At 72.8% G+C, this 24,725-nt stretch carries 22 protein-coding genes; 14 read left to right on the forward strand and 8 right to left on the reverse strand.

Annotated elements, in window-relative coordinates; genetic code table 11:
* Positions 1-126 precede the first annotated feature (126 nt).
* From AB0O19_RS14005 to lanKC, 3 genes are all read right to left on the reverse strand, one after another.
* Positions 127-243, reverse strand: a complete 117-nt coding sequence (locus AB0O19_RS14005; RefSeq protein ID WP_363619461.1) for a SapB/AmfS family lanthipeptide — start codon at positions 241-243, stop codon at positions 127-129.
* A 75-nt stretch (positions 244-318) separates the two neighbouring features.
* Positions 319-435 (reverse strand): SapB/AmfS family lanthipeptide, encoded by a 117-nt coding sequence (locus AB0O19_RS14010; protein ID WP_363619462.1) that lies wholly within the window; start codon positions 433-435, stop codon positions 319-321.
* A 148-nt stretch (positions 436-583) separates the two neighbouring features.
* Positions 584-3,160, reverse strand: a complete 2,577-nt coding sequence (gene lanKC / locus AB0O19_RS14015) for a class III lanthionine synthetase LanKC (RefSeq protein WP_363619463.1) — start codon at positions 3,158-3,160, stop codon at positions 584-586.
* Between the two features lie 489 nt (positions 3,161-3,649).
* Between lanKC and AB0O19_RS14020 the strand changes: the two genes are divergently transcribed.
* Both AB0O19_RS14020 and AB0O19_RS14025 read left to right on the forward strand, forming a co-directional pair.
* A complete protein-coding gene (locus AB0O19_RS14020; protein WP_363619525.1) occupies positions 3,650-4,372 on the forward strand; it encodes an ABC transporter ATP-binding protein in 723 nt (240 codons plus the stop codon).
* Positions 4,373-4,377: 5 nt separating this feature from the next.
* Entirely contained in the window at positions 4,378-6,915 is a 2,538-nt protein-coding gene (locus AB0O19_RS14025; protein WP_363619464.1) for an FtsX-like permease family protein, read from the forward strand.
* Positions 6,916-6,973: 58 nt separating this feature from the next.
* Here the strand turns inward: AB0O19_RS14025 and AB0O19_RS14030 are convergent, their stop codons facing one another.
* Complete coding sequence (locus AB0O19_RS14030) at positions 6,974-8,167, reverse strand: histidine kinase (protein WP_363619465.1); 1,194 nt, start codon at positions 8,165-8,167, stop codon at positions 6,974-6,976.
* Positions 8,168-8,544: 377 nt separating this feature from the next.
* Here AB0O19_RS14030 and AB0O19_RS14035 point away from each other — a divergent pair, with 377 nt between their 5' ends.
* Both AB0O19_RS14035 and AB0O19_RS14040 read left to right on the forward strand, forming a co-directional pair.
* Positions 8,545-9,024 (forward strand): tail fiber domain-containing protein, encoded by a 480-nt coding sequence (locus tag AB0O19_RS14035; RefSeq protein WP_363619466.1) that lies wholly within the window; start codon positions 8,545-8,547, stop codon positions 9,022-9,024.
* A 114-nt stretch (positions 9,025-9,138) separates the two neighbouring features.
* Positions 9,139-9,648, forward strand: a complete 510-nt coding sequence (locus tag AB0O19_RS14040; RefSeq protein WP_363619467.1) for a hypothetical protein — start codon at positions 9,139-9,141, stop codon at positions 9,646-9,648.
* 594 nt (positions 9,649-10,242) lie between these two features.
* Here AB0O19_RS14040 and AB0O19_RS14045 read toward each other — a convergent pair.
* Positions 10,243-10,887 (reverse strand): response regulator transcription factor, encoded by a 645-nt coding sequence (locus AB0O19_RS14045; RefSeq protein WP_363619468.1) that lies wholly within the window; start codon positions 10,885-10,887, stop codon positions 10,243-10,245.
* The gene (locus AB0O19_RS14050) at positions 10,884-12,155 is read right to left on the reverse strand and encodes a sensor histidine kinase (RefSeq protein WP_363619469.1); all 1,272 of its coding nucleotides are present in this window, start codon (positions 12,153-12,155) and stop codon (positions 10,884-10,886) included. Before AB0O19_RS14050 ends, AB0O19_RS14045 begins: the two co-directional genes overlap by 4 nt.
* A 313-nt stretch (positions 12,156-12,468) precedes the next feature.
* Here AB0O19_RS14050 and AB0O19_RS14055 point away from each other — a divergent pair, with 313 nt between their 5' ends.
* The 8 genes from AB0O19_RS14055 to AB0O19_RS14090 all read left to right on the forward strand — a co-directional run bounded on the left by AB0O19_RS14055 (position 12,469) and on the right by AB0O19_RS14090 (position 19,603).
* Positions 12,469-13,026 (forward strand): heme-binding protein, encoded by a 558-nt coding sequence (locus AB0O19_RS14055; RefSeq protein WP_363619470.1) that lies wholly within the window; start codon positions 12,469-12,471, stop codon positions 13,024-13,026.
* 71 nt (positions 13,027-13,097) lie between these two features.
* Positions 13,098-13,514, forward strand: a complete 417-nt coding sequence (locus AB0O19_RS14060; RefSeq protein WP_107453052.1) for a PPOX class F420-dependent oxidoreductase — start codon at positions 13,098-13,100, stop codon at positions 13,512-13,514.
* Positions 13,515-13,557: 43 nt separating this feature from the next.
* Positions 13,558-13,971 (forward strand): hypothetical protein, encoded by a 414-nt coding sequence (locus tag AB0O19_RS14065; protein WP_363579795.1) that lies wholly within the window; start codon positions 13,558-13,560, stop codon positions 13,969-13,971.
* 91 nt (positions 13,972-14,062) lie between these two features.
* Positions 14,063-14,947: an NAD(P)-dependent oxidoreductase gene (locus AB0O19_RS14070; RefSeq protein ID WP_363619471.1), complete on the forward strand. Its 885-nt coding sequence runs from the start codon at positions 14,063-14,065 to the stop codon at positions 14,945-14,947.
* 98 nt (positions 14,948-15,045) lie between these two features.
* Complete coding sequence (locus AB0O19_RS14075; RefSeq protein ID WP_363619472.1) at positions 15,046-15,624, forward strand: NAD(P)H-dependent oxidoreductase; 579 nt, start codon at positions 15,046-15,048, stop codon at positions 15,622-15,624.
* Positions 15,625-16,101: 477 nt separating this feature from the next.
* On the forward strand, positions 16,102-17,301 hold the full coding sequence (locus AB0O19_RS14080) for an LPXTG cell wall anchor domain-containing protein (RefSeq protein WP_363619473.1): 1,200 nt from the start codon (positions 16,102-16,104) through the stop codon (positions 17,299-17,301).
* 236 nt (positions 17,302-17,537) lie between these two features.
* Positions 17,538-18,698, forward strand: coding sequence for a hypothetical protein (locus AB0O19_RS14085; protein ID WP_363619527.1), 1,161 nt, complete (start codon positions 17,538-17,540; stop codon positions 18,696-18,698).
* A gap of 131 nt (positions 18,699-18,829) precedes the next feature.
* Positions 18,830-19,603, forward strand: coding sequence for a MerR family transcriptional regulator (locus tag AB0O19_RS14090; RefSeq protein WP_363619474.1), 774 nt, complete (start codon positions 18,830-18,832; stop codon positions 19,601-19,603).
* A 61-nt stretch (positions 19,604-19,664) separates the two neighbouring features.
* Here the strand turns inward: AB0O19_RS14090 and AB0O19_RS14095 are convergent, their stop codons facing one another.
* On the reverse strand, positions 19,665-20,723 hold the full coding sequence (locus AB0O19_RS14095) for a helix-turn-helix domain-containing protein (RefSeq protein WP_363619475.1): 1,059 nt from the start codon (positions 20,721-20,723) through the stop codon (positions 19,665-19,667).
* Positions 20,724-20,956: 233 nt separating this feature from the next.
* Here AB0O19_RS14095 and AB0O19_RS14100 point away from each other — a divergent pair, with 233 nt between their 5' ends.
* Together AB0O19_RS14100 and AB0O19_RS14105 are read left to right on the forward strand one after the other, a co-directional pair.
* The gene (locus AB0O19_RS14100) at positions 20,957-21,631 is read left to right on the forward strand and encodes a SigE family RNA polymerase sigma factor (protein WP_363619476.1); all 675 of its coding nucleotides are present in this window, start codon (positions 20,957-20,959) and stop codon (positions 21,629-21,631) included.
* Entirely contained in the window at positions 21,628-23,076 is a 1,449-nt protein-coding gene (locus tag AB0O19_RS14105) for a hypothetical protein (RefSeq protein ID WP_363619477.1), read from the forward strand. Before AB0O19_RS14100 ends, AB0O19_RS14105 begins: the two co-directional genes overlap by 4 nt.
* 52 nt (positions 23,077-23,128) lie before the next feature.
* Here AB0O19_RS14105 and AB0O19_RS14110 read toward each other — a convergent pair whose 3' ends face one another.
* Positions 23,129-24,628, reverse strand: a complete 1,500-nt coding sequence (locus tag AB0O19_RS14110; protein WP_363579787.1) for an aminopeptidase P family protein — start codon at positions 24,626-24,628, stop codon at positions 23,129-23,131.
* Positions 24,629-24,725: the final 97 nt, after the last annotated feature.

Raw genomic sequence — 24,725 nt, forward strand, 5'->3', positions numbered from 1 at the left:
GCGGTGGACTGCTGAATCTTCGGCCGTGCGTCGACCGTGCGGAGGACGCAAGGCGCAGGCCACCCGGCCCCGGGCAGGTGCCCGCCCAGGACCGGGTGGCCTCACCGACTAGCGGGTAGGCTGGCGTCAGTTACAGAACAGCCAGCTGGAGTTCGAGCAGTCGGAGCTCTGACCGCTGCCCATCGGGGTCATCTCCTCCGCCTCGGTGGGGAGTTCCATCGTCTGCAGGTCGAGCAGTGCCATGGTCGTTCCTTTCGGGTTGTCGTGCGGGTGGTCAGTGCTGTGCCGGGTGCTGCGACGGAACCGAACCGGTCGGCGTCAGTTGCAGAACAGCCAGCTGGAGTTCGAGCAGTCGGTGCTCTGACCGCTGCCCATCGGGGTCATCTCCTCCGCCTCGGTGGGGAGTTCCATCGTCTGCAGGTCGAGCAGTGCCATGGTCGTTCCTTTCAGGTGGATGCGGTCTCGCCCTTGTGGGCACCCTTCCGGGGTCGGAAGGGAAGTCTGTGGGGTGGCGCGGTCACGAGGCCCGGTGGAGGGCGTCGCCCGGCCGGGAGGGCCGCTGCGGCCGGCGGTCCGTGCCGGTTCAGGCGGAGCCGGTGCGGCCGAGGAACGGCAGGTGGACCGGGCCTTCGCCCAGGGCCGAGCCGAGGGCGAGCAGCACCCCCGCGGAGCCGGTGGCGAGGTCCATCGACAGTCGGAGCAACTGCTCGCCGGGGTAGGCGAGGTGGCCCTGGTAGGAGAGAGCGTGCCAGGAGAGGGCCCTGATCTGCACAGCCACGTCGGGGTCGTCCGCCGGCTGTGGGTGCCGTGACGTCGAAGCGAGGTGCTGCAGGATGCCGGCCCTGCCGTTGAAGAGGCCGGACAGGACGTAGTGCTCGGACTGCGAGGAGATCCGCACACCGGCGGTGGCGGTGCGGAACTGCTCGTCCTCGCGGTGCGCCAGGTAGAGCTCCAGAACCATCGCGAGACCCGCGCTGCCGGTCGCGAGGTAGGGCATCGAGCGCCATCCCTCGTTGACGTGCAGGGCGCCGTCCGCGCGGACCAGGCAGCGGCGCAGGTCCTGCCTCAGTGCGGTGGCGGCCAGATCCAGGAAGGTCTCGTCGCGGGTCTGTTCGTACAGCCGGACGAACATCAGGGCGGGTCCGGCGGAGCCGCGCATCAGCCCCGCATACGGATGGCGTCCGCCGCTGGTCACGGGCACGTCGTCCGCTCCGCCGAGCTGCCCCGACACCAGGTCGGCGGCCCGGAAGGCGGCGTCGCGCAGCGAGGATTCCCCGGTGACGTCGGCGAGGTGCACGAAGTTGAGCGCGAGACCGGAGAGACCGCTCAGGAGGTCGGTCCCCAGACCTTCCCAGGCCTCGGCGAGGCAGAGCTCGATCACCTTCAATGCCTCGCTCCGGTGGCCGAGACGATCGAGGACGTGGGCCACGCCGTGCAGGCCGTCGTAGAAACCCAACCGGGCGCGCTGGTCCCTGCGCAGGGCGCGGTCCAGCAACCACTGCTCGTGTTCCGGGAAACGGCCGGCTCCGGTCACGTCCAGCGCGTACAGCACTCCGGCGGCGCCGTGGGCGAGGTTGAGTCCGCCCGTCTTGAACTGCTCGATGTCGCCGGGGAAGAGCCGGTCGTCACGGTCCGGGGTGGCGCTGGCCAGGATGGCGCCCGCCAGCGAGTCGCGGGTGCTTGCCCAGCCGTCCTGACGTGGCGTCGGCAAGGGCGCCGTGGCCAGTCCGGAGCCGGAGCCGGAGCCGGAGCCGGAGCCAATGGCGTCGGTACGGGTCGGGCCGAGGATGTCCCGCACCGCGGCGTCGAGGAAGTCCTGTGGCACCGGGAACCGGGCGGCGATCTCCTCCGCCAGGTGCCTGGCCTTGCCGATGTCCTGGCGGAGCAGGGCGGTCAGGGGCAGGAACATCGCGAGCCGGATGCAGCCCAAGGCGTACCGGTCGATGTCGAACCCGGTCCGGTCGCGCGGTGCCGCGTAGGCGGGGTTGCCGAGCGCCGGTTTGGTCTCGGCCTCCACCCCGGCCGCGACCTCGTAGTCGATCAGCGCGACGCGGCCATCGGGCCGGACCATGACGTTGAACGGATGCAGGTCGCCGAAGACCACTCCGCGCCCGTGCAGCGCGTCGACCGCCTCCTCGATGGCGCGACAGATCCCGAGGGCCCAGTCCGTGTACTCGGCGATTTCCGCCTTGTCCGGCCTGGACTTGTTGTATGGGTAGCGCTGGCCGAAGAACTTGTTGAGCGGCTGACCGTCCAGGAATTCCTCGACCAGGAAATGGTGGTCGCCGACCACGAAGTAGTCGATGGCCTTGGGCACTACGCTCAGTCCGGCGAGCCGTTCGAGAACGTCCCGCTCGCGTTGGAGCCGGGCGACCGCGTCCGCCCCGTCGCTGGTCAGACCGGCGTGGGCCCGGGCCTCCTTGAGCACGATCTGCTGCCCGGTCCGTTCGTCCTCGCCGACGTAGAGGCCGCCGCCGTTCGAGAAGTGCAGCACCTTCTGGATCCGGTAGGGCAGGTCCTCGACCGACTCCTGCTGCCGGGCCCTCAGTTGGGGAGCCAGGAAGTCCGGAAGCGTCACCCACGGCGGAACGTGGAAGGCCGGATCGCGCCGGTCGGGCACCAGCGTTCCGTCGGGCGCCTCGATGGCCTGGATGAGCAGGCCCTGGTCGGAGACCATGTGCCGCTCGGCGAAGCCGCCGTAGCGCACGTACAGTGGGCCGGCGTTCCACCGCAGGTCACTCAGGATGTAGGGCCCGGTCTCGCCCCCGATGCGGAGGTCGAGCGCCTCCAGCACGGCCTTCAGTTGGGCCTCGTCCCGAGGGTAGATGGTGACGAGCTTGCCGCTGGAGCCTCGGTGCGCGTACTTCATGTTCCGGGTGTGCAGGATGTGGCGGCCGGACAGGTGCTTGAACGCGATGCGCTCGCTCATGCAGTGGTCCCAGACCTCGTCGAGAATCCTGTCGGCGTTCTCCGCTCGGCCGGACGTGTGGATCTTCCAGCCCTGCCGGGGCAGCGGCCTGCCGCCCTCGGGGCGGTATATCACCCAGTCACCGTTCCGGATCCGGCTCCAGCCCTCGGGCACCGCCCGGTCGGACAAGGCGAAATCCAGGCCCTCCTCCTTCAACTCGGTGGGCGAGTCGAAGAATGTCGGATCAGCCATACAGTACACATCGTAATGCTGGGACATCACTACCCCCGTGACTTATCCGAAGTACTCCAAAGCAATGAGCGGCCGAACCGTCGGAAGTCCGGAAAACCGGACAGAAGCTATCTTTGCCGAATTCCGGAGGTTCGCGTTTGATTATTTCGAACAAGTACGATCCTGGCATCCGGGCGGCCTTTTGGCTACGAGGTACTCCATGAAATGCCCCATGCGATTCGCATGGATGTGTCCATGGATTGTCCACTTCCGGACCCTCCCGGACGGGCCGCCAGAAGGCCTGGTGGCCGTTTGACCTGGGAAGGAGCATTCGGGGGTGCCGCCCGACCGCTGTCCGGAAGCTGTCGGAGGTCCAGGCGGGCGGTGTGGATTTGGCTAAGCTTGCGGTAAATGAGGGCAGGGCGCCACATCGAGGAGGGGATTCCCGTTTTCTCTCGGACTGCGGATTCCAGCGATCCGGAACAGGCCCATTCCGCTTCGGAGCCGGACCTGGCGGTGCGGCTCGACGGGGTGAGCAAGGTGTACGGGCGCGGGGCGGGGGCCGTGCACGCCCTGCGCGAGGTGTCGATGGAGTTCCGGCGGGGCGGGTTCACCGCGGTGATGGGGCCCTCGGGGTCCGGGAAGAGCACGTTCCTGCACTGCGCCGCCGGGCTCGACCGTCCGACCTCCGGTCAGGTCCGGCTGGCCGGCGTGGAGCTGGGGGCGCTCGGCGACACCGAGCTGACCGTCCTGCGCCGGCAGCGGATCGGCTTCGTCTTCCAGTCCTTCAACCTCCTGCCCTCCCTGACGGTCGAGCAGAACGTCACGCTGCCGCTGCGACTGGCCCGGCGCCGGGCGGACCGGGCCTGGCTGGGGGAGATCCTCGACCGGACCGGCCTCGCCGACCGGGTGCGGCACCTGCCCACCCAGCTGTCGGGCGGTCAGCAGCAGCGGGTGGCGATCGCCCGGGCCCTGGTGACGCGACCCGAGGTCGTCTTCGCGGACGAGCCCACGGGCGCCCTGGACAGCACCACCGGTACGGAGGTCCTGCGGCTGCTGCGGCACGTCGTCGACGGACTGGGGCAGACCGTGATCATGGTGACGCACGACCCGGTCGCCGCCTCCTACGCGGACCAGGTGTTCTTCCTGGCGGACGGCTCCTTCGTCGAGGCACTCGCCAGCCCCTCGCCCGAGCAGGTCGCGGACCGGATGACCCACCTGGGAAGGCGCTGAACGGCATGCTCCTACTGGCCTGGCAGACGGTGCGCGCCCGCAAGGCGGGCTTCGCCGGTGCTTTCACCGCACTGTCGTTCGCCCTCGTCCTGACCGCCGCGTGCGGTGTCCTGCTGGAGTCCGCCCTGCGTGCGGGCACCCCCACCGAACGCTACGCGGCGGCCCCGGTCGTGATCAGCGGCTCGACCCGGATGGCCGACGTCGACCCGCTGATCGGAAAGCTGGCCGCACTGCCCGGCGCCGGGACCGTCGCCCCGGAGGTCTCCTTCCCCGCCGCCGTGATCACCGGATCGGGGCAGCTCCTCTCCGGCCCGCAGGGCGGCGCGTCCCTCGGGCACTCCTGGACCAGCGCCGTCCTCGCCCCCTTCCACCTGGCCTCCGGCCACCCGCCGACCGGCCCCGACGAGGTGGTCCTCGACGAGGCGACGGCCGCACGCGGCGGGCTCCGGCCCGGCGACACCGTGCGGCTGGCCACCACCACCGCCCCCCGTGCCTACACGGTGTCCGGACTGGCCGCATCCCCAAGGGAGTTGGCCCGCCAGGCCGCCCTCTTCTTCAGCCCCGACCAGGCGGCCCGGCTCGCGGGCACCACCAAGGGCGCGGACGCGATCGGCATCACGGCACGGGACGGAGCCGATCCGCAGGCGCTGGCCGCGCAGGTCGAACAGGTCCTCGCCACGGCCTTCCCGGCCACCGGGACGGAGCTCTGGTCCGGGCCCGAGGTGAGCACCGGCGACCAGCGGGGCGAGTGGGAGTTCTCGGGCACACCCGGGCCCGGGGACGGCCTGGCCTCGCTCGCCGGGACCGTCGGCATCCTGTCCCTGTTCATCTCGGTGTTCGTGGTGGCGGGAGCGCTCGCGCTCACCGTCCAGCAACGCCTGCGGGAGATGGCCCTGTTGCGGGCGGTGGGCGCCACGTCGGGACAGGTGCGGCGGATGATCGCGATGGAGACGCTGGTCCTGACCCTCGGCGCCGCGCTGGTCGGATGCCCGGTCGGGGTCGGCGTCGCGTCGCTGCTCCGCGGCGTACTCGTCGACCGCGGTGTGGTCCGCTCCGACGTCCCGCTCCACGTCGGGCCCACCGCACTGCTGACCGTCGTCGGCGGGGTCGTCGTCACCGCGCAACTCGCCGTGTGGGCCTCGGCGCGCCGGGCGTCCCGGGTCGAACCGACCCAGGCCCTGCGCGAGTCCGCCGCGCCCGCGCCGCGGATCGGCTGGGTGCGGGCGGTGCTCGGGGCCGGGACGCTCGCCGTGTGCGCCGTGGTGCTGGCGTCCTCCACGGGCAGCCGGAGCGGGGCGGGCACGGCCGAGAGCATGGTCCTGCTGCTTCTCCTGGGGGTGGCGCTGCTCGGACCGGTGATCGGGCGGGTCGCCAGTGTGGTGATCGGTGGACCAGTGGGCAGGCTCTTCCCCGTGGCGGGGTTCCTCGCGTCCGCGGCCCTGCGCGCCCAGCCCCGCCGCTTCGCCGCCGCCGTCACCCCGCTGGTGCTGGCGGTGGCCTTCACCAGCACGGTGCTGTTCGTCCCCGGGGTCAAGGCCCAGGCCGCCGGGGTCGAGGACGGCCGAAGGCTGAGGGCCGACCACGTGGTCCAGGCCGACGGTGTCGGGCTCCCCCCGGACTTCGTCGCCGCGGCCCGCCGACTGCCCGGCGTCAAAGCGGTCAGCGGGGTCGTACCCGCCATGACCATGGTGTCCAACGCATCGCCCGGCACCGCCGGCTCGCGGGGCGTCAGTGCCCGGGTGGTCGATTCCACCGAGCTGTCCGAGCTGCTCGATCCCGGGGTCACCGCGGGCTCGCTGGACCAACTGCGCGGGGACGGCGTCGCGCTGGGGCAGCGCTCCGCCTCCGGACTCGGCGCGGGCGTCGGCGCCAAGCTCCGCATCGGCTGGACGGACGGCAGCGAGAGCACCGCCACGGTGGTCGCCGTCTACGACCGCGACCTGGGGTTCGCCGACGCCCTCATGCCCACCGAGTTCGCCGCCGCGCACACGCCGAACCCCCTCGCGCCGACGGTCCTGGTCCGCTCCGCCCCCGACGCCGACCCCCAGCAGGTCGGCCGGGAGCTCCAAAGCCTCACCGCCGCCTACCCCATGGCCCGTACGAGCGACCGGGCCGCGTACGACGACGCCCGCAGGCACCGGCAGGAGTCGGCCACGGCCGTCGGCCGGCTGCTCCTCGGCATGATCAGCCTCTTCACGGCCATCGCCGTCGTCAACACCCTGGTGATGGCCACGACCGAGCGGTTGCGCGAGTTCGCCCTGCTGCGCCTGGTGGGTACCACCCGCCGTCAGATCCTGCGCATGATGGCCTGGGAGGGGGGCATCACGGTCGGCGTGGCCCTCGCCCTCGGTGCCGCGGTCACCGCCGCCGTCCTGGTGCCCGTCAGTCTCGCGCTCACCGGCTCGGCCTGGCCGTCCGTCTCCGCGGCCTGGGCGGCCGCGGTGCTGGGCGGGGCGGCTCTGTTGGGTCTGGGCACCGTACTGCTGACCACCCGGCTGGCGCTGCGCAGGGAGCCGGTCGAGGCCATGGGACTCCGGGAGTAGCGGGCGCCGTGCGGTCGTGGCCGTCGCCGCCGGGCGCCGCGCGGCCACGACCGCACGGTCAGCCGGCCCTGGACGTCGTCCTGCTCTGCGGGGCCGCGATGACCGCCGAGAGGTGGAACCAGCCGGTCTCGCCCTCCTCCGCGGTCAGCCGTCCCCCGACGGCGAGCAACCGCTCCGTGAGGTTGTCGATGCCCTGGCCGCCGCCCGGCTCCGCCGAGACGCCCTCCGCCAGGACGCCGTCGTTGGACACCACCAGGCTCACATCGCCGAGTTCGCCCCTGACGGCCCGGATCTCGCAGCGCCGTGCCACGCTGTGCCGCAGCAGGTTGGTGACGGCCTCCCGCGCCACCGTCGCCAGTACGGCGTCGTGCTCGGGCGGCAGGGCGCCGTAGGCCAGGTCGACCTCCACGCTGATGCCGGCCGCCCGCAACGCCGAGGCGGCGAAGCGGGTTTCCCGCGCCAATGACATCTGGAGATCGCCGCTGGAGATCCAACGGGTGTCGGACATCGCCTGCCTCACCATCGCCAGCACCTCGGAGATCTCCGCCCGGGCGCGCCGCGGGTCCTCCAGTACGGTCCGCTCGGCGATCTGGCACTTCAGCGCCGCTACGGAGAGGCTGTAGCCGAGCAGGTCGTGCAGGTCCCGTGAGAAGCGCAGCCTCTCCTGGTCCACGGCGCGCTCCGCCAGCTCGGTGCGGGCTGCCCGCAACTCCGCGGTCATGTCGGCCAGTCGGGCCACGCCGTAGACGACGATTCCGCCCGCGGCCGTGGAGACGCTCGCGTTGAGGCACTGCCCGGGGTTGTCGCCCAGCGCCGCGTAGATCGGGTACTGGCCCGCCACCAGCAGGGTGAAGAGGATCCAGGACCTGGGCGCGGCGACGGTCAGCAGCATCGATCCGGCGAACGACCCGGGGATGCCGACCCACGCTCCGTCGAAGACCAGGAACGGCAGGTAGGTGATCACTCCGTGGGCGAGCAGGCTCCACGGCCACCACGGTCGCCTGTGGCGCCACGGGCCGGCGTGCAGGATCTGGAAGCCGAGCAGAACCAAGAGGACCGTGACGGCGGCCAGTTGGTACGGGAGGCCGTCGCGGTTGCGGATGGTGGCCACGACCGAGGCGGTGAAGAACCCGAAGGTCACCATGATCACGATGGCCTTGGTGAGGCGGGACGGGGGATCCCTCGGGGTGAGCCGTTCGCCCGACGACTCCGAGTAGCGGTCGCCGCCCCGTCGGTACGCACCGTGACCCAATGAGAGCTCCCGAAAAGCGACTTGACCCGCCATGGGCGCACGGGAGGCCCGTCGTTTACCGCAAGGCCCCCCGTACTTCCGACCGTGAGCATAGTTCCCGTCGGAAACCCGCCGTTAACATCCGGCCCCGGCCTGCGAATCCGAGGTCCACCGCCAGTTGCTCCTGCCAACTCGCCCTGGGTTTCGCGATGATCGGCTCTCGACGGACCGGACGGCGGCTCGTACAGGTGGTGCGGCGGTCGAATGCGGGTCCGGGTGGGGGCTTCACTCGATGGAGGGAAGCGTGGCGGCGAGGTCCCCTATGTCCCGATTGTCGGACGTGGGCGGGTGGGGCGCTCGGGTGGGATGGGCGTCCCGATCGACTGGAGCCGCTGAGCATGGGTCTGTTCCGACGCTCCGGGAAGGCGGCTCGGACCGCCCCGGAGCGCACCGAGACCGCTGACACCGCCGCGGTCGCCCCGGCCGGGGCGGTCAACGGCCATCAGGTGCTGGAGACGGTCGTCGCCCTGCCCATCAGCACCTGGCGCTACCTGTGGGAGCCCGAGCAGGTGCGGCACATCGGACCGATGGCCCAGGACTGGCACGCCTCCTTCGACTTCCACCATGAGAACACCCGCGTGATCCCCGTCGTCGACGCCAACGGCATCGCCCTGGTCTGCATCCAGGCCCTGAACCGGCGCATCGACGAACTCACCACCGAGGTCCGGCGCCTGAGCGAACTGCGGGATGCGGGAGATGTGGGGGACGCGGGGGCGCGGGAGGGGCGTGCGGGAGGGGCGTGCGAGAGGAGTGCGGAAGAGGGTGTGGGAACGGTAAGAGGCGGAACTGTCCGTCCACGTCCACCGTCCAAGCAGTGACGGAATCCCGGCCCGGTCTGAACGCCGGGAGGAGCGTGGAGGGGACCAGTGCAGCCAGGTGGTGCCGAACTGAACGTCGGATTCCCGGGTGGAAGCCGAGGCGGGGTGCCGGTCGTGCCGCCCGCCCGGTGGCTCGGCCCGACGTCGGCGGTCGATCAGCTCGAAGCGGCCGAGCGCTGCGAGACACTGCTGCAGGACACCCTGGACGCCGTCCGGCCGGCGCCGGTCTGGCAGGGTGCGGCGCCCAGAGCGGGCGCGCGGCTGCCGTTGCCGGGCCGGGACCCGGACCTGCGCTGGTACGTCACCCGGGGGCGGGACATCCTCACCATCGTCTCGGCGGTCCGGCGGGCGGCACTGGTGGACGCGGTCGAGCGGCACTGGCGGCGGCGAGGCTGGACGATCACTTCGCTGAACGCCGGCCGGAGCCGCCCCGGAGTCGCCGCCGCCACTCTGGACGGTTATCGACTGGCTCTGACATTCGGTGAGTTGGGCGAGGCTGGACTGACCGCGAGCTCGCCCGGCGTGGCCCGCTCGGAGCGGCTGCCGTCACTGCAGGGCGCCGGCGGTCGCGGCCCGGCACCGCTGCCGAACGTGTGCTGCCCGTACTGGAGCGCGATGGGCTAGCCAGGCCCTGTCCGGCTGCGGAAGAACCGGGGAACCGGAAGAACCGGAAGGCGCTGGGGGCGGCAGAGGTTCGTGGACGCAGGGGAGGCGCGGAGCGAGTCCCCCCGGACTCGCTCCGCACCGCCTCGTCGCGCGGCTTCGCGCTGCCGCTCCCCCCGACTCCCCGGCAGCCCCGCCGTTCCCCCCTGGCAGCACCCTCCGGCGAGAGCGGTCCGCACAGGCCCCGGCGAGCCCCCACCCCCGGGGACGTCGTTGGTATCACGCTAACAAACCGCGTGGTTGGTTTGTCAATAGCGGGATCCACGAAAAATCCACAAACGTGATGGTCGGTCCGTAAGGTCCCGCCAGGCGCTGGACCAGCGGATTGAGGCCCGGCAGGACGCCCGGCGACCCTTCGGCGGGCGCGCGACGGGCTCCGGTACGGGCGGCGGGCCGTGCGGCGGGCCGCGCTGGAATCCGACATTCCGAGCATCATGGCAGCACGCAGTGACACCGCGCGAGCGCTGAGCGCAGCGGATGCGTCCGGTGGTGCTCTGGCAGGCTGATGCGGAGTGAGTTCACCGGCGGGCCGGGCCGGCCATGCGTGAGGGCCCGTCAGCGCAGCAGTCGGCGCTCCTTGGCCACGGCCACCGCGCCGGACCGGGTGTCCACCCCCAACTTGTCGTAGATCCGGCCGAGATGGGTCTTCACGGTGGCCTCGCTGATGAACAGTGCCCGGGCGATCTCCCGGTTGCCCAGCCCCTGCCCCAACTGCGCGAGGATGTCCTGCTCGCGCTCGGTGAGCTGCGGTGCGGGCGCCCGCATCTGCGCCATCACCCGGGAGGCGACCGGCGGCGAGAGCACCGTACGGCCCCGTGCGGCGGCGTGCACGGCGGCGAACAACTCCTCCGGCCGCTCGGCCTTCAGCAGGTAGCCGGTGGCGCCCGCGGCGATCGCCCGGGTGATGTCGGCGTCAGTGTCGTAGGTGGTGAGCACGAGCACGTGCGGGCCGCCCGGCGCGGCGGTGATCCGCCGGGTGGCCTCCACCCCGTCGATGCCGTCGCCGAGTTGGAGGTCCATCAGCACCACCTGCGGCGCCAGCCCGGCGGCCAGCGCGACCGCCTCCTCCCCGGTGCTCGCCTCGCCGACCACCTCGATGTCGCCCGCGCTGGCGAGCAGCGCCAGCAGGCCGGCCCGGACCACCGCGTGGTCGTCGCAGACCAGCAGCCGGACGGGGGCGGGTCCGGTTCGTTCGCTCATCGGTGCTCCAGGGGGATCGCGGCGGAGACGACGGTGCCCTCGCCGGGGGCGCTCTCCACGGTCAGCGTGCCACCGAACTGCCGCAGCCGGGCGCGCATCGCGGGCAGCCCGTACCCGCGGCCGCCGGCCGCCCCGACCGCGCCCGGGTCGAAGCCCCGTCCGTCGTCGGCGACGTCCAGGACGGCCTGGTCGCCGAGGTAGGACAGGGTGATCGCCGCGGCCGACGCACCGGCGTGCTCCCGGACGTTGGCCAGCGCGCCCTGGGCGATCCGCAGCAGCGCGGACTGCGCGGCGGCGGGCAGCGGGACGGGCGTGCCGTCCAGGTGGAAGCGGACCGGCAGACCGCTCTCGGCGGCCTCCCGTCCGGCGAGCGCGCACAGCGCCTGGTCGAGCGGACGGCCGTCGGCGAGTTCGGCCGGTGCGAGGTCGTGGACGAAGCGGCGGGCCTCGGCCAGGTTGCGGGCCGCCACCTCGGCGGCGGTCCGAACGTGGGTGCGGGCGGTCGTCGGCTCGGTGTCCCAGGTGCGCTCGGCGGCCTGCAACAGCATCTGCTGGCTGGACAGCCCCTGGGCCAGGGTGTCGTGGATCTCCATGGCGAGCCGCTCGCGCTCCGCGTGGGTGCCCTCCCGCCGTTCGGTGGCGGCGAGTTCGCGCCGGGTGCGGACCAGGTCGGTGATCAGGGCGCGCTGCCGGGCGTCCTGCCGGTCCATGAAGAGGAACACGCCGGTGGCGAGCGCGGCCACCGCGAACGGCAGCAGGACGAGCGTGGCGTCCGCCCCGCCGGCCAGCCGGAGCTCGGCGATCACCACCAGCAGCGTCAGGGCCGCCACGAGCGGGATCGCCGCCCGCGCGGGGAGCGTGCGCAGCGCGGTGTAGACCAGCGGGACGGCGCACCAGGCGAAGCTCGGCGCGAGCAGCACCAGCACCACCCAGAGCGCGACCACCAGGGCCAGCGGCCACCGGCGCCGACGCGGAACCCGGTCGCCGGGCGCGGCTTCAGCCCCGGGCGCGGGCGCGGGCGCTGGTGGCGGTGGCGGTGGCGGTGGCGGGTGGCGGTGCGCGAGCCAGGAGCCGGCCGGCTGGGCGAGGGCGAGGGCGATGCTGAGCCCGATCACCCAGGGGATCCGGGGGTTGCCGGGATGGTGGGTGAGGTAGCGGCTGAGCGAGGCGGCGAGCAGCAGCAGGAAGGCGGAGTCGAGCAGCACCGCCAGGCGGCCCGCGTCCGGGTCGCCGGCGTCGTGACCGGCGGCGGGGCGGGGCTGCTGCACGGGTGGCTCCTGGCTGGACGGGCGATCGGCACCTGGGCGCCTCGGTGGGCGGTCGGCACCCGGACGGGCACCGGCCGCCTCGACCGTGCGCCCGGCGCACCGACCTGCACCGATCCCTCGATGGTGGCCCGGTCGGCCCGGTCCCGCATCAGCCGATCGGTTGACGGGGTTGTCCTCCATCATGCCCGCGCGGTCGCGCCGGAGCGTCGATGTGGCGGGCCCCGCCCCGGCCGGAGGATCGGGGTGGAGCCGGGCGGACCCCTGCCGCCCGGCGGCCCCGATCCCGTTCGCCGATCCGCTGAGGAGCTGGACCATGAAGAAGATCTCCGTGCGCACCCGGGTGCTGACCGGCACCCTCGCCGCCGCCGCGCTCGCCGCCACCGCGGGCGCCGTCTCGGCCAGCGCCGAGACCTCCGGGACCCCGGCCGCGCCGGCCGCGGTGAAGGTCGACACCCAGAACAGGAACCTCGCCCAGAGCACCGGCCTGACCCTCGACGCCGCGACCCGCGCCGCCCAGGCCACCCTGGACGCGGCGGCCAAGGCCGGCCAGCACGTCTCGGTCGCGGTCGTCGACCGGGACGGTGTCACCCGGGTGCTGCTCAAGGGCGACGGTGCCGGCCCGCAGTCTCCGGAGTCGGCGCAGCGCAAGGCGTTCACGGCGGTCTCCTGGAACGCGCCGACCTCGGAGCTGACCAAGCGACTGGCCCAGGCCCCGGCCCTCAAGGACATCCCGGGCACGCTGTTCCTGGCCGGCGGCGCCCCGGTGCAGTCCAAGGGCGCCCCGGTCGCGGCGATCGGTGTCGCGGGCGCGCCGAGCGGCGACCTGGACGAGCAGTTCGCGCAGGCGGGTGTCGCCGCACTGGCGAAGTGACCCCCTGGCCGGTTGCCCGCCCCCTGATGCGCGGGGCGGGCCGACCGGCCAGGATGGGCGGTATGCCGACGATGACCGATGACCAGTGGCGGGCGTTCCTCTCCGAGGGCACCCGCACCGCCAAGCTCGCCACCACCCGGGCCGACGGCCGCCCGCACGTCGCGCCGGTCTGGTTCCTGCTGGACGGCGACGAGCTCGTCTTCAACACCGGTGCGGGCACCGTCAAGGGCCGCACCCTGGCCCGCGACGGCCGGGTGATGATCTGCGTGGACGACGACCGGCCGCCCTTCGCGTACGTCCTCGTGCAGGGCACCGCCCGGCTGAGCGAGGACCTGGCCGAGGTGCGCGCCTGGGCCACCCGGATCGCCGCCCGGTACATGGGGGAGGACGTCGCGGAGCAGTACGGGGCCCGGAACGGCGTGCCGGGGGAACTGCTCGTTCGGGTGAAGATCGAGAAGGTCTCCGCAGAACACGGGGTGGCCCTCTGAAAAGCCGGTGCCGCTGTCAGTGGTGCATGGCAGGCTTCCCGGTATGACGGCGTGGACCCTCAACGACATCGAACGTGCGATCCGCTCCTCCTGGGGTGTCGACACCTGTGCGCCCGAGGATCTGGCCCACTGGCGTCCCGACAATCCCGCCCGCGGCCAGTGCGGGGTGACGGCGATGGTGGTGCACGACCTGCTCGGCGGCGAGCTGATGATGGGCGAGGTGCACGTCGGCGGGGTCCGGACGGATCTGCACTGGTGGAACCGCTTCGCCACCGGCATCGAGATCGACCTCACCCGCGAGCAGTTCGGACCGGACGAACTGGTCGGCCCCGGCCGTCCGGTCGCCCGCCCGGCCCGCCCCGGCCGGCTCCAGGCCCAGTACGAGCTGCTGAGCCGCCGGGTGGTCACCGAACTGGAGCGCGGCCGCGTCCGGTTGCCGGAGCGCGCCTGCGCGTGAGTCCGTCCAGTACGCAGGAGGCCACCGTCTCCTGACGTACAGTCATCCGCAGATGCGGTGACAGTGACGGTGACGGCGACGGGAGTGCGTGATGGCCGGGGCGACGATCGGCTTCGTGGGGCTGGGTGCGATGGGGCGGGGCATGGCCGGCAGCCTGCTGCGGGCCGGCCACGCCGTCCGGGTCTGGAACCGCTCGCCCGAGCCGGTGGCCGCCCTGGTGGCCGAGGGCGCCGAGGCGGCGGGCACGCTCGCCGAGGTGTACGCCGCCGACACCGTGGTCTCCATGCTCGCCAACGACGAGGCGGTCGAACGGCTGCTGCTCGACCCCGCCCTGCTCGCGGGCGCCGCGACGACCCTGCACGTCAACATGGCCAGCATCTCCGTCGGACTCGCCGAGCGCGCCGAGGCACTGCACGCCGAGCACGGCATCGGCTACCTGGCCGCCCCGGTCCTCGGCCGTCCGCCGGTCGCGGCGGCCGGCCGGTTGAACATCCTGACCGCCGGCGCGCCGGAGCTGCTGGCCCGCGCGGAGCCGCTGTTCGCCGCGATGGGGGAGCGCACCTGGCACTTCGGTGCGAGCCCGCGACAGGCCAACACCGCCAAGATCAGCACCAACTTCCTGCTGGCCTGCGCGATCGAGTCGATGGCCGAGGCGTGCAGCCTGGCCGAGGCCCACGGCGTCCGGCCGACCGACCTGGTCGAGATGTTCGCCGGCACGCTGTTCCCGGGGCCGGTCTACTCCGGCTACGGCGCGATGGTGGCCGAACGCCGCTACGAGCCGGCCGGGTTCAGGCTGCCGCTGGGCCTCAAGGACGTCGGCCTGGCCCTGGAGGCCGGGGCCGCGCGGAACGTCCCGCTCCCGTTCGGCGGCATCCTGCGGGACGCCTTCCTGGACGCGCTGGCCCACGGTGACGCGGACAAGGACTGGGCGGCCGTCGCGGCCGTCGCCCGGCGCCGGGCCGGCCTGCCCGCCTGAGCGAACTCCCGGGCGAACTCCCGGGTGCCGGACGTGGAACAACCGGGGCGCGGGGGGTGCTCGCACTTCCATCCACACCACCGACCGGGGGAGTTCCGATGGCCGACCAGCCGACGGGCGCCGAGGCGCCGCGCACCTTCCTGTTCCTCAACGCCAGTGCGCGGGCCGGCGGCAACTCCGAGCAACTCGCCCGGCTGGCCGCCGAGGCGGGCCTGCCGGCCGGGTCGGAGCAGCGCTGGCTGCGGCTGAGCGAGCACCCGCTGCCGCCCTTCGAGGACCTGCGGCACGTCGAAGGCGGCCGCTACCCCGAGCCGGTCGGTCACGAACGGACCTTGCTGGACGCCACGTTGGCGGCCACCGACCTGGTCTTCGTCGCACCGCTGTACTGGTACTCGCTGCCGACCAGCGCGAAGCTCTACCTCGACCACTGGTCGTCCTGGCTCCGGCAGCCAGGGGCGGACTTCCGCGCCCGGATGCGCGGCGGCACCATCTGGGGCGTCACCGCCCTCGCCACCGAGGACGACAAGGCCGAACCGCTGATCGGCACGCTCCGGCTGACGGCCGAGTACATGGGGATGCGCTGGGGCGGCGCGCTGCTCGGCAACGGCACCCGCCCCGGGGACGTGCTGCGCGACGAGCGGGCGCTGATCGCGGCCAAGTCCTTCTTCGCGGGCTGAGCCCGCGCACCCGTTCCGGCGGGCGCTCACGCGGACGTTGACGCGGGCGTTCGCACGGATGTGCACGCGGACGTTGACGTGGGCGCTCGCGTGGACGTCCGCAGGGCGTTCGCACCGGCGCGCACAAGGCGTTCGCACCGACCCTCACAGGACATTCACCCGGGCATTCGCCGGACGTTCACACGACCGATCGCTTCACGCCACGCGAGGTGGTGCGATACGGTCCCCCAGGCGTGTACCCGTCACTCTCCGGTCATCTTTCTGTAAAGCGCAAAAGCCTTACCACAGGACGGAATTGGGCGATTCGGGCACTCCCGTCCCGTGAGCGGTCCCCAGCGTGACACCCGCCTTCCGGAGTGGCCGGATCCTTCGGTAATCTCCGTCGGACTTTCAAGCTTCGCGAGGGGTCAGAGGCGTCCACGGCCGCCCGCCCCGCCGCGCCCCGGGCCTCGCCCGGACTCTTCCGTGAGGTCTCCCTTGTCCATACGTCGCAGTCTTGCCCTTGCCGGCGTCGCCGCGCTCGCGTCCTCGCTCGTGCTGTCCGGCGCCCAGGGCGCCGTGGCCGTCGGCACCACCGGTTCCCCGTCCGCCGCCGCCCAGGCGGCCGGCAAGGCCTCCCACCAGAGCCTCGACCTCTCGGTGAACGGCGTGCCCGGCACCTTCATCGCCGGCGGCGACGCCCGCGACTTCACCTTCAAGATCGACAACTCGACGAAGCACGACTTCCTCTTCCTCCCGCTGCTCAAGTTCAAGAACAAGGCGGGCTCGCTCAAGGCGAAGGACCTCAAGGTCCAGTACCAGCTGCCCGGCGGCCAGTGGCAGACCGGTTCGGTCGCCGCCGACGGCGGTGAGGACAAGGACAAGTCCGTCCTCACCCTGCTCGGTGCCCTCGGCCAGGACGGCAACCCCACCGACGACGACCTGCTCGTCGTGAACCGCGGCAAGAGCTTCTCGATCAAGGTCCGGGTCTCCTTCACCTCGGAGGCGCCGCTCGGCCGGGCCGGCGTCGTCCCGGTGGTGTTCTCCGCCGAGCTCGACGACGAGACCCACGCGCCGGTCGACGGGGGCCACCTCAGCTGTGACGGCGTCCGCGGCGCGGGCTTCGTGATCAAGGCGGGCGGCGGCGGCAAGCCGAGCCCGACCATCAGCCCGAGCCACACCGGCAAGCCCAGCCCGACCGCGAGCACCTCGCCGACGGCCTCCCACTCGCCGACCGCCTCCACCTCGCCGACGGCCTCCCACTCGGCGACCGCGAGCACGTCGCCGACCGCCTCCACCTCCGCCACGGCCACCCCCTCCACCTCGGCCACCCCGAGCGCCGAGCCGACCACGCCGTCGCCGTCGGTCCCGCCGACCACCCCGACCACCCCGACCACGGGCGAGCCGTCCGGCTCCGCCTCCGCGTCGACCTCCGCCCCGGCCCCGGCCGACGGCAACGGCGACACCGCCGGCCCGATCGACTTCCCGGTGGCCGTCCCGACCCTCACCCCGCCGCCGCTCACCCCGGCCGCCGTCACCAAGGCCAAGGCCGCCGCCGACAACGGGGACAAGGCCCTGGCCCAGACCGGTGGCGGTGACGACACCACCGCCATCGCCGTGGCCGGCGGCGCCGTGCTGCTCGCCGGTGTCGGCACCCTCGTGGTGCTGCGCCGCCGCAAGTCGGCCCAGCAGGGCTGACCGCGGCCGCAAGGCACGCTCCAGCCGTTACACCGAGGCGGTACCCGTCTGACAACCGCCCGCGCCGCCCGGCCGTCCGTTCGACGGACCTCCGGGCGGCGCGGGCGGGACACCTCCGTCACATAGGATGTCCGGCCGGAGGGGGGCGGAACCGGCGGGGAGAGGGACAGGTGCGGGGATCACGCACGGCACGGACGGCCACCGACTACGAGTCGGCGACCGGGCGGATCGCGGGGCTGCCGCTGCGCAGACACCACGTTCTGCTGGTGGCCTGGACGGTGCTCTGGTTCTTCCTGGTCGAGCCCAGCGGCGGCTTCTCCTGGCACTACCTGCGCCAGGGTGAGCAGCTGCTCTTCAGCGACCACCCGGACGGCGGGCTGGCGCTCTACGCCCACCACCCGGAGCTGCAGATCGGCCCGGTCAGCCTGGCCGTGGCCCGGCTCACGGCCCCGTTCTCGGCCCACACCAGCCAGCTGATCGCCGAGGCGGCGATGTCCGGGCTCGGCCTGGTGATGCTGGTCCTGATCGGTCGTACCGCCGCCCTGTACTACCTGGGCACCGGCACCAACCACCGCCGGCTCCAGCAGCGCCTGCTGATCGCCGGACTGGCGTTCATCCCGATGTGGGTCGAGGTCTCGGTCCGCTTCGCGCACCTGGACGACGTCCTGGCGCTGTTCTTCACCACCCTCGCCGCGCACGCCCTGGCCCGCGGCAAACCCACCATGGTCGGTGTCTACCTGGCGCTGGCTGTGGACTCCAAGCCCTGGGCGATCGCCTTCGCCCCGCTGATCCTGGCGCTGCCCAGGCCCGCCTGGCTACGCAGCGCGATCTGGTTCGTCGGACTGGTGGCGATCGCCTGGCTGCCGTTCTACCTGGGCAATCTGGACACCCTGGCCGCCGCCAAGTTCACCATCCCCAACCAGCCGGCCTCCGCACTGCGCTGGTTCGGGGTGACCGACCCGGCCACCCCCTGGTGGGACCGTCCGACCCAGTTCGCCCTCGGACTCGGCCTCGGCACCATCGCGGTCTGGCGCGGCCGCTGGCCGGCCGTGGTGCTGCTCGGCGCGGACGCCCGGATCCTGCTCGATCCGAGCGTCTACACCTACTACACGGCCTCGATCCTGCTCGGCACCCTGCTCTGGGACGCGGTCGGGCAGAAGCGGCTCGTCCCGTGGTGGAGCTGGATAGCGCTGGCCGCGCTGTACGGCGGGACGCTGTTCATCCCGTCCGACGCGGCCCGCGGCTTCGTCCGGCTGGCCTTCGTGGTGGTCTCCGCCGCGTACGTGCTGTTCTGGCCCACCCAGCAGACGCGCCGCCCGCGGTCCCCAGCGGACGGCGAGGGGCGGCGCCGTTCCTCCCGGCGGCGCGAGCGCGTCCTGACCGGCACCGGAGCCTGACCGGCACCGGCACCGGCACCGGCACCGGCCCCGGAGCCCGAGCCTGACCGGGGCCCTCTCTCCCGAGGACGGCTTGACCCTCACGCGGCGTGAGAGCGGAGGCTGGTGGTCAGCACGAAGGGAGAACCCGGATGAGCAGCGAGGGCTACTCGGTCGGAGCCGTGGCCAAGATCGCCAAGGTGACCGTCCGCACCCTGCACCACTACGACGAGATCGGCCTGTTGTCCCCCGCGGGCCGCACCCGGACCGGCTACCGCCGCTACCAGGACGCCGACCTCGACCGGTTGCAGCAGATCCTCTTCTACCGCGAACTCGGGTTCCCCCTGGAAGGGATCGCGGCGATCCTGGACGACGACTCGGTCAGTCCGAGCGAGCACCTCCGTCGGCAGCACCGACTGCTGACCGACCGGATCAGGCACCTCCAGGACCTCGCCACAGCCGTCGAACACGCCATGGAGGCACGAAGAATGGGCATTCAGCTGAGCCCGGAGGAGAAGTTCGAGATCTTCGGCGAGGGCTACCAGGAGGAGTGGGAGCAGGAGGCCGAACAGCGCTGGGGCGACACCGCGGCCTGGGCCGAGTCGCAGCGCCGCACCGGCGGCTACGACAAGGCCGACTGGCAGCGGATCCAGGCGGAGATGGCCGACCTCAACACCCGCCTGGTCGAGGCGCTCACCGCCGGCGAACCCGCCGACGGCGCCGCCGCCACGGACCTCGCCGAGGCGCACCGGCAGCACATCTGCCAGAACTTCTACGACTGCACGTTCACCATCCACCGCGGCCTGGCCGGGCTGTACGTCTCGGACCCGAGGTGGACCACCACCTACGAGAACCTCGCCCCGGGCCTGGCGCAGTGGCTGCACGACGCCATCCTCGCCAACGCGGACCGGCACGAGAAGGCATAGTCGCCGCCGGATGCCGGATGCCGGATGCCGGATGCCGGATGCCGGGCCACGTGGCCGCGGGCTACGCGACCCCGCGCCCGAAGGAGCGCCGGTAGGCGGTCGGGGAGGTGCGCATCACCCGGCCGAAGTGGTGGCGGAAGGTCGCGGCGCTCTCGAAGCCGACCGCCGCCGCGATCTCCTCCACCGTCCCCTCCGGTGACTCCAGCAACGGCAGGCTGGCCGCGATGCGCTGGGCGACGACCCAGCGCATCGGGCTGGTGCCGTTGCGGGCCGTGAAGTGCCGCAGGTACGAGCGGTCCGACATCCGGGCGGCGCGGGCCAGCAGCGAGATGGTCAGCGGGGACGCCAGGTGGCCCATCGCCCACTGCATGCTGCGGGCGACCCCGTCGTCCTCCTCCTCGACCGGGCGGACGGCGGCCTCGATGAACTGGGCCTGCCCGCCGTCCCGGTGCGGCGCCACCACGAAGCGGCGGGCCACGCTGTTGGCCACCTTGGCGCCGTGGTCGCGGCGGACCAGGTGCAGGCAGAGGTCGATCCCGGCGGCGCTGCCCGCGCTGGTGAGCACGTTCCCGTTGTCGACGTACAGCACGTCCGGGTTGACCCGCACGTCCGGGTGGCGCTGCTGGAGCAGGTCGGCGTACCGCCAGTGGGTGGTCGCCTCCCGCCCGTCGAGCAGTCCGGCGGCGGCCAGCGCGAAGGCGCCCGAGCAGATCGAGACGATCCGGGCGCCACGCTCGTGCGCCGTCCGCAGCGCGGCGACCAGCCCGGGGGAGACCGCGCCGCCGAACGCGTTCGGCACCCCGGGGACCACCACCGTGTCGGCCGAGGCCAGTTCGTCCAGCCCGTGCCGGGCGGTCAGCGCGAACCCGCCCACCGCGTCCAGCGCCGTCCCGGGCCGGTCGGCGCACACCTTCAGCCCGTACCAGGGCGCTGCCAGCAGGCCGCCCAGTTCGGGCCGGGCCAGTCCGAACACCTCCACCACCACGCCGAGTTCGAACGGCGCCATGCCCGCGAAGGCGTACACCGCGACGTGGTGCACCGGTTCCGGGCGGGGGCCGATGACGACGGGCACCGGGCCCGACCCGGTGCCGACCGGGCCCTCGACGTGCTGCTCGGTCATGCGGACCCCCTGCTGACGGGTGGCGGGATGGCGGTGAGTGTAGCCGTTCCGGCCGGCCGGGAATCTTCCTCGGATCCACCTGCAACCTCCACCCCGGCCACACGTCCATTGGTACGGGGCGGAGAGAGTCGGGCCGAGGGCGGCTGTCAGGATCTCCCCGGTCACGATCTTGATCAGGAGTCCTGACGGTCCGGCGAGAGCCGCCACCGTCCCGGGGGAAAGCGGAAACGCGCATGTCCATGGCCATCGGGCCGATCGCCGGGCCGACGAGGGGGCGCGGTTTCTCCGTTCGCGGAGTGGTCGCCGTGCTGTTCGGCGCGCAGGAGGCCGGCGAGGTGCCCGCCGGCCCGGGCGACGAGCAGGCGGCGCAGCGCCGCTCCGGCTTCCGGCTGCTGCGCGGCGGGCGCAAGCCCACGGAGGACCGGCCCACCCTGACCGACCTGTACCACGTCCACCGGCTGGGCCTGGTGCGGATGGCCGTCCTCCTGGTCGACCACCAGGACCTGGCCGAGGACGTCGTCCAGGAGGCCTTCACCCAGCTCTACCAGCGGTACGGCGAGCACCTGGACGACCTCGACAACGCGCTCGGCTACCTGCGCACCGCGGTGGTCAACGGCGCCCGGTCGGTGCTGCGCCGCCGGAAGACCGCCCGCGAGTACGTCCCGCCGCACGAGCCCGACGCCGCCTCCGCGGAGGACCACGCGGTGCTCAACGACGAGCACCGGCGGGTGCTCGCGGCCATGCAGGAGCTGACCGCCCGCCAGCGCGAGGTGCTGGTGCTGCGTTACTGGTCCGACCTGTCGGAGGCGCGGATCGCCGAGACCCTGGGGCTGTCCCGGGGCGCCGTGAAGTCCACCGCCAGCCGGGCCCTGGACGCCTTGGAAAAGCATCTGGAGAAGGTTCGATGACCGACAAGCTCCCCGGCCGCGAGAGCGGAGGCCGAGACGGTGACGGGCCGGCCGAGACGGCGACCGAACGGCTGCTGCGCGAGGCGATGAACGCCCGCGCCTCGCTGATCACCGCGCACGACCTGCGCCCGGCGCAACCGCCGCGCGGCCGGGTGTGGCGATTGCGCCCGGTCTACCTGACCGCCGTGCCGGTCTTCGCGCTGGCCGCCTCCCTGGCGATCGGCCTGCTCACCTTCCACGGCGACCCGCTGGCCAGGAAGGACGTCCCCCCACCGGCCGCCACCATGACGACCTCGCCGAGCCCGACCCCCGAGCCGACCGCCGCCCCGACCCCCACAGCCACCTCGCCGGACACCGGCAGCCCCGCCGCCGACCCGGAGACCGGGGCCCCCCTCTCCGACCCGACGTCGGCCGGCACCCGGACGACGGCGCCGCCCACCGCCCCCGCCACCACCCCGGCCAGCACCGCGCCGGCCGGGACGACCTACCCCTTCCGGGGCGTCAGGTTCAAGATCCCGCCAGGTTGGCGGGCCGTCAATCCGGATCCTTCCGCCAACACCCTCTGCATCCTGAGCCCGAGCGCTCCGCAGGACGCGACGGCCGGGGACTGCCTGCCGCACGGCGTGCTTCTGACGGTCACGGACCAGGAGTCGCAGCTCTGGCCGAGGCTGCCCGACCTGGATTCCGAGAGCGGCTGGTCCACGCAGCCCTGGTGCCCGGCGTGGTCCTACTCCCCCACGCTCACCAGGAACGGACAGATCGACAGTGTCGGCCCGACCAGGAGCACACCCACCGTGGCAGGCCGTGCCGCACGCAAGTCGCAGTGGCAGATCAACTGCGGCGGCGACGCCTTCACGGCCCAGATGTGGGCCCTGCCGAAGGACTTCGTGTCCGTCTCGGCGATCGGCCTCAAGGCCGACTACCAGCCCGGACTGATGACGATCGTCAACACCCTCGACCTGAGCGGCCGCCAGGCGCCGCCGGTGAAGTACCACGAGAACGACATCGATATCACCGTGGGCGGCTTCACGGGCGTTCAGGAGCTGAAGGCGGGAAGTCCGGCCGTCACCTTCTCGGTGACCTACAAGAACAACAGTCCGACGAATTTCGCCCAGGTGGAGCCCTTGGTCTACACCGAGTGGCCCGTGGACACGCCGGTGGATGTGGTGTCGCTGAACGCGGGCAAGCTCGAGCGTCTCGACGGTGCCACCTGGAAGGAAAAGCCGCTCACGCGAGGAAGCGCGATGGACTACGCGACGGCGGATCCCGAGTCGCTCTTCCCCCTGGCTCCAGGGCAGAGCCGAACGGTCAAGTACCGGATGACGATCGATGCCGGACACGGCCTCGGGCCACTGTGGGTGATGACGCGGGCCGTCCTTCCCTACACGGGAGGAACCCTCACGGGTCTCGGCAACGAGGTTGTCTCGCTCAAGATCACCAAGTGACACGGGGGCCCGGCCTCCCCGCCACGGGGAGGCCGGGCCCCCGGAGGGTGGCTCAGGCCAGCGAGGCCATCCAGGCCTCGACCTCGTCGGCGCGGCGCGGCAGGCCGGCCGAGAGGTTCTCGTTGCCGTCGGCGGTGACCAGGATGTCGTCCTCGATCCGGACGCCGATGCCGCGGTACTCCTGCGGCACGGTCAGGTCGTCCTGCTGGAAGTACAGGCCGGGCTCGACGGTGAGGACCATGCCGGGCACCAGCAGCGCGTCGGCGTGCTCCTCGCGGCGCGAGTGGGCGCAGTCGTGGACGTCGAGGCCGAGCATGTGGCCGGTGCCGTGCAGGGTCCAGCGGCGCTGGAGGCCCAGCTCCAGGACCTTCTCGACGTCGTAGGCCGAGGCGTCCAGCAGGCCCCAGGCGAGCAGGCGCTCGGCGAGCACGCGCTGCGAGGCGTCGTGGAAGTCGCGGAAGCGGGCGCCGGGCTTCACCGCGGCGATGCCGGCCTCCTGGGCGTCGTACACGGCGTCGTAGATCTTGCGCTGGAGGTCGTTGAAGCGGCCGTCGATCGGCAGGGTGCGGGTGACGTCGGCGGTGTAGAGGGTGTGGGTCTCGACGCCGGCGTCCAGCAGCAGCAGCTCGCCGGGGCGGACGTCGCCGTCGTTGCGGACCCAGTGCAGCGTGGTGGCGTGCGGGCCGGCGGCGGCGATGGTGCCGTAGCCGACGTCGTTGCCCTCGACCCGGGCGCGGCGCCAGAAGGTGCCCTCGATCCAGCGCTCGGAGGTGGCGACGGCCTGGCCGAGCTCGCGGACCACGTCGGTGAAGCCGTTGACGGTGGCGTCGCAGGCGGCGCGCAGTTCGCCGACCTCCCACTCGTCCTTGACCAGCCGCAGGCCGCTCAGGAACTCCTTGAACTCGGCGTCCCGGTCGGCGTCCAGCACGTCGGCCAGGGTGTCCTCCAGGCCGGCGTCGTAGCCGCGGACGATCCGGGTGGGCACCGCGGAGTCCTTGGTGCGCCCGGCCAGTTCCTCGGCGGCCTTGCGCACGTCGCGCGCCGGCAGGCCGAGCAGCTGCTCCTGCTCGCCCAGGCTGTTCCGGCGGCCGACCCACAGCTCGCCGTAGCCGTCAAGCCAGAACTCGCCGTTCTCGCGGTCGGAGCGGGGCAGCAGGTAGAGGGCGAACTCGTGGCCGGCGTCGCCGGTGGGCTCGGCGACGAGCACGGCGTCCTCGGTCTGGTCGCCGGTGAGGTGCACGTACTCGCTGGCGGCGCGGAAGCTGTAGTCGGTGTCGTTGGAGCGCACCCGCAGGTTGCCGGCCGGGACGACCAGCCGCTCGCCGGGGTAGGCGGCGGAGAGCCGGGCGCGGCGCTCGGCCGCGTACGGGGCCTGGGCGACCGGGACGAGGCCGTGCAGCTCGGTGTCGGCCCAGCCGGTCTTCATCGAGGCGGCCAGCTCGTCGGAGACCTCGCCGTACAGGCCGTTCTTGCGGCCCTTGAACTGCTGCGGCTCGTCGCCGCCGTCGGCTTCGGGGTTCTCGGCCACTGCGGGCGTGCGGTCCTCGGTCACGTGTAACGCCTCCTTGGGGTGGTACCGCCGCCCCTCGGGGGAGTGTCGGATCGCGACACGCGCGGGCGGCCGTGCGTCCATGGTACGGACGCCCGGC

This window comes from Kitasatospora sp. NPDC091276, from assembly GCF_040684355.1.
GTDB lineage: Bacteria > Actinomycetota > Actinomycetes > Streptomycetales > Streptomycetaceae > Kitasatospora.

What these genes read in the sequence shown, in the direction of transcription:
- AB0O19_RS14005 (WP_363619461.1), bottom strand. Translation starts at nt 243, where the DNA reads ATGGCACTGCTCGACCTGCAGACGATGGAACTCCCCACCGAGGCGGAG.
- AB0O19_RS14010 (WP_363619462.1), bottom strand. Translation starts at nt 435, where the DNA reads ATGGCACTGCTCGACCTGCAGACGATGGAACTCCCCACCGAGGCGGAG.
- lanKC (WP_363619463.1), bottom strand. Translation starts at nt 3,160, where the DNA reads ATGGCTGATCCGACATTCTTCGACTCGCCCACCGAGTTGAAGGAGGAG.
- AB0O19_RS14025 (WP_363619464.1), top strand. Translation starts at nt 4,378, where the DNA reads ATGCTCCTACTGGCCTGGCAGACGGTGCGCGCCCGCAAGGCGGGCTTC.
- AB0O19_RS14035 (WP_363619466.1), top strand. Translation starts at nt 8,545, where the DNA reads ATGGGTCTGTTCCGACGCTCCGGGAAGGCGGCTCGGACCGCCCCGGAG.
- AB0O19_RS14045 (WP_363619468.1), bottom strand. Translation starts at nt 10,887, where the DNA reads ATGAGCGAACGAACCGGACCCGCCCCCGTCCGGCTGCTGGTCTGCGAC.
- AB0O19_RS14055 (WP_363619470.1), top strand. Translation starts at nt 12,469, where the DNA reads ATGAAGAAGATCTCCGTGCGCACCCGGGTGCTGACCGGCACCCTCGCC.
- AB0O19_RS14060 (WP_107453052.1), top strand. Translation starts at nt 13,098, where the DNA reads ATGACCGATGACCAGTGGCGGGCGTTCCTCTCCGAGGGCACCCGCACC.
- AB0O19_RS14065 (WP_363579795.1), top strand. Translation starts at nt 13,558, where the DNA reads ATGACGGCGTGGACCCTCAACGACATCGAACGTGCGATCCGCTCCTCC.
- AB0O19_RS14070 (WP_363619471.1), top strand. Translation starts at nt 14,063, where the DNA reads ATGGCCGGGGCGACGATCGGCTTCGTGGGGCTGGGTGCGATGGGGCGG.
- AB0O19_RS14075 (WP_363619472.1), top strand. Translation starts at nt 15,046, where the DNA reads ATGGCCGACCAGCCGACGGGCGCCGAGGCGCCGCGCACCTTCCTGTTC.
- AB0O19_RS14090 (WP_363619474.1), top strand. Translation starts at nt 18,830, where the DNA reads ATGAGCAGCGAGGGCTACTCGGTCGGAGCCGTGGCCAAGATCGCCAAG.
- AB0O19_RS14095 (WP_363619475.1), bottom strand. Translation starts at nt 20,723, where the DNA reads ATGACCGAGCAGCACGTCGAGGGCCCGGTCGGCACCGGGTCGGGCCCG.
- AB0O19_RS14100 (WP_363619476.1), top strand. Translation starts at nt 20,957, where the DNA reads ATGTCCATGGCCATCGGGCCGATCGCCGGGCCGACGAGGGGGCGCGGT.
- AB0O19_RS14105 (WP_363619477.1), top strand. Translation starts at nt 21,628, where the DNA reads ATGACCGACAAGCTCCCCGGCCGCGAGAGCGGAGGCCGAGACGGTGAC.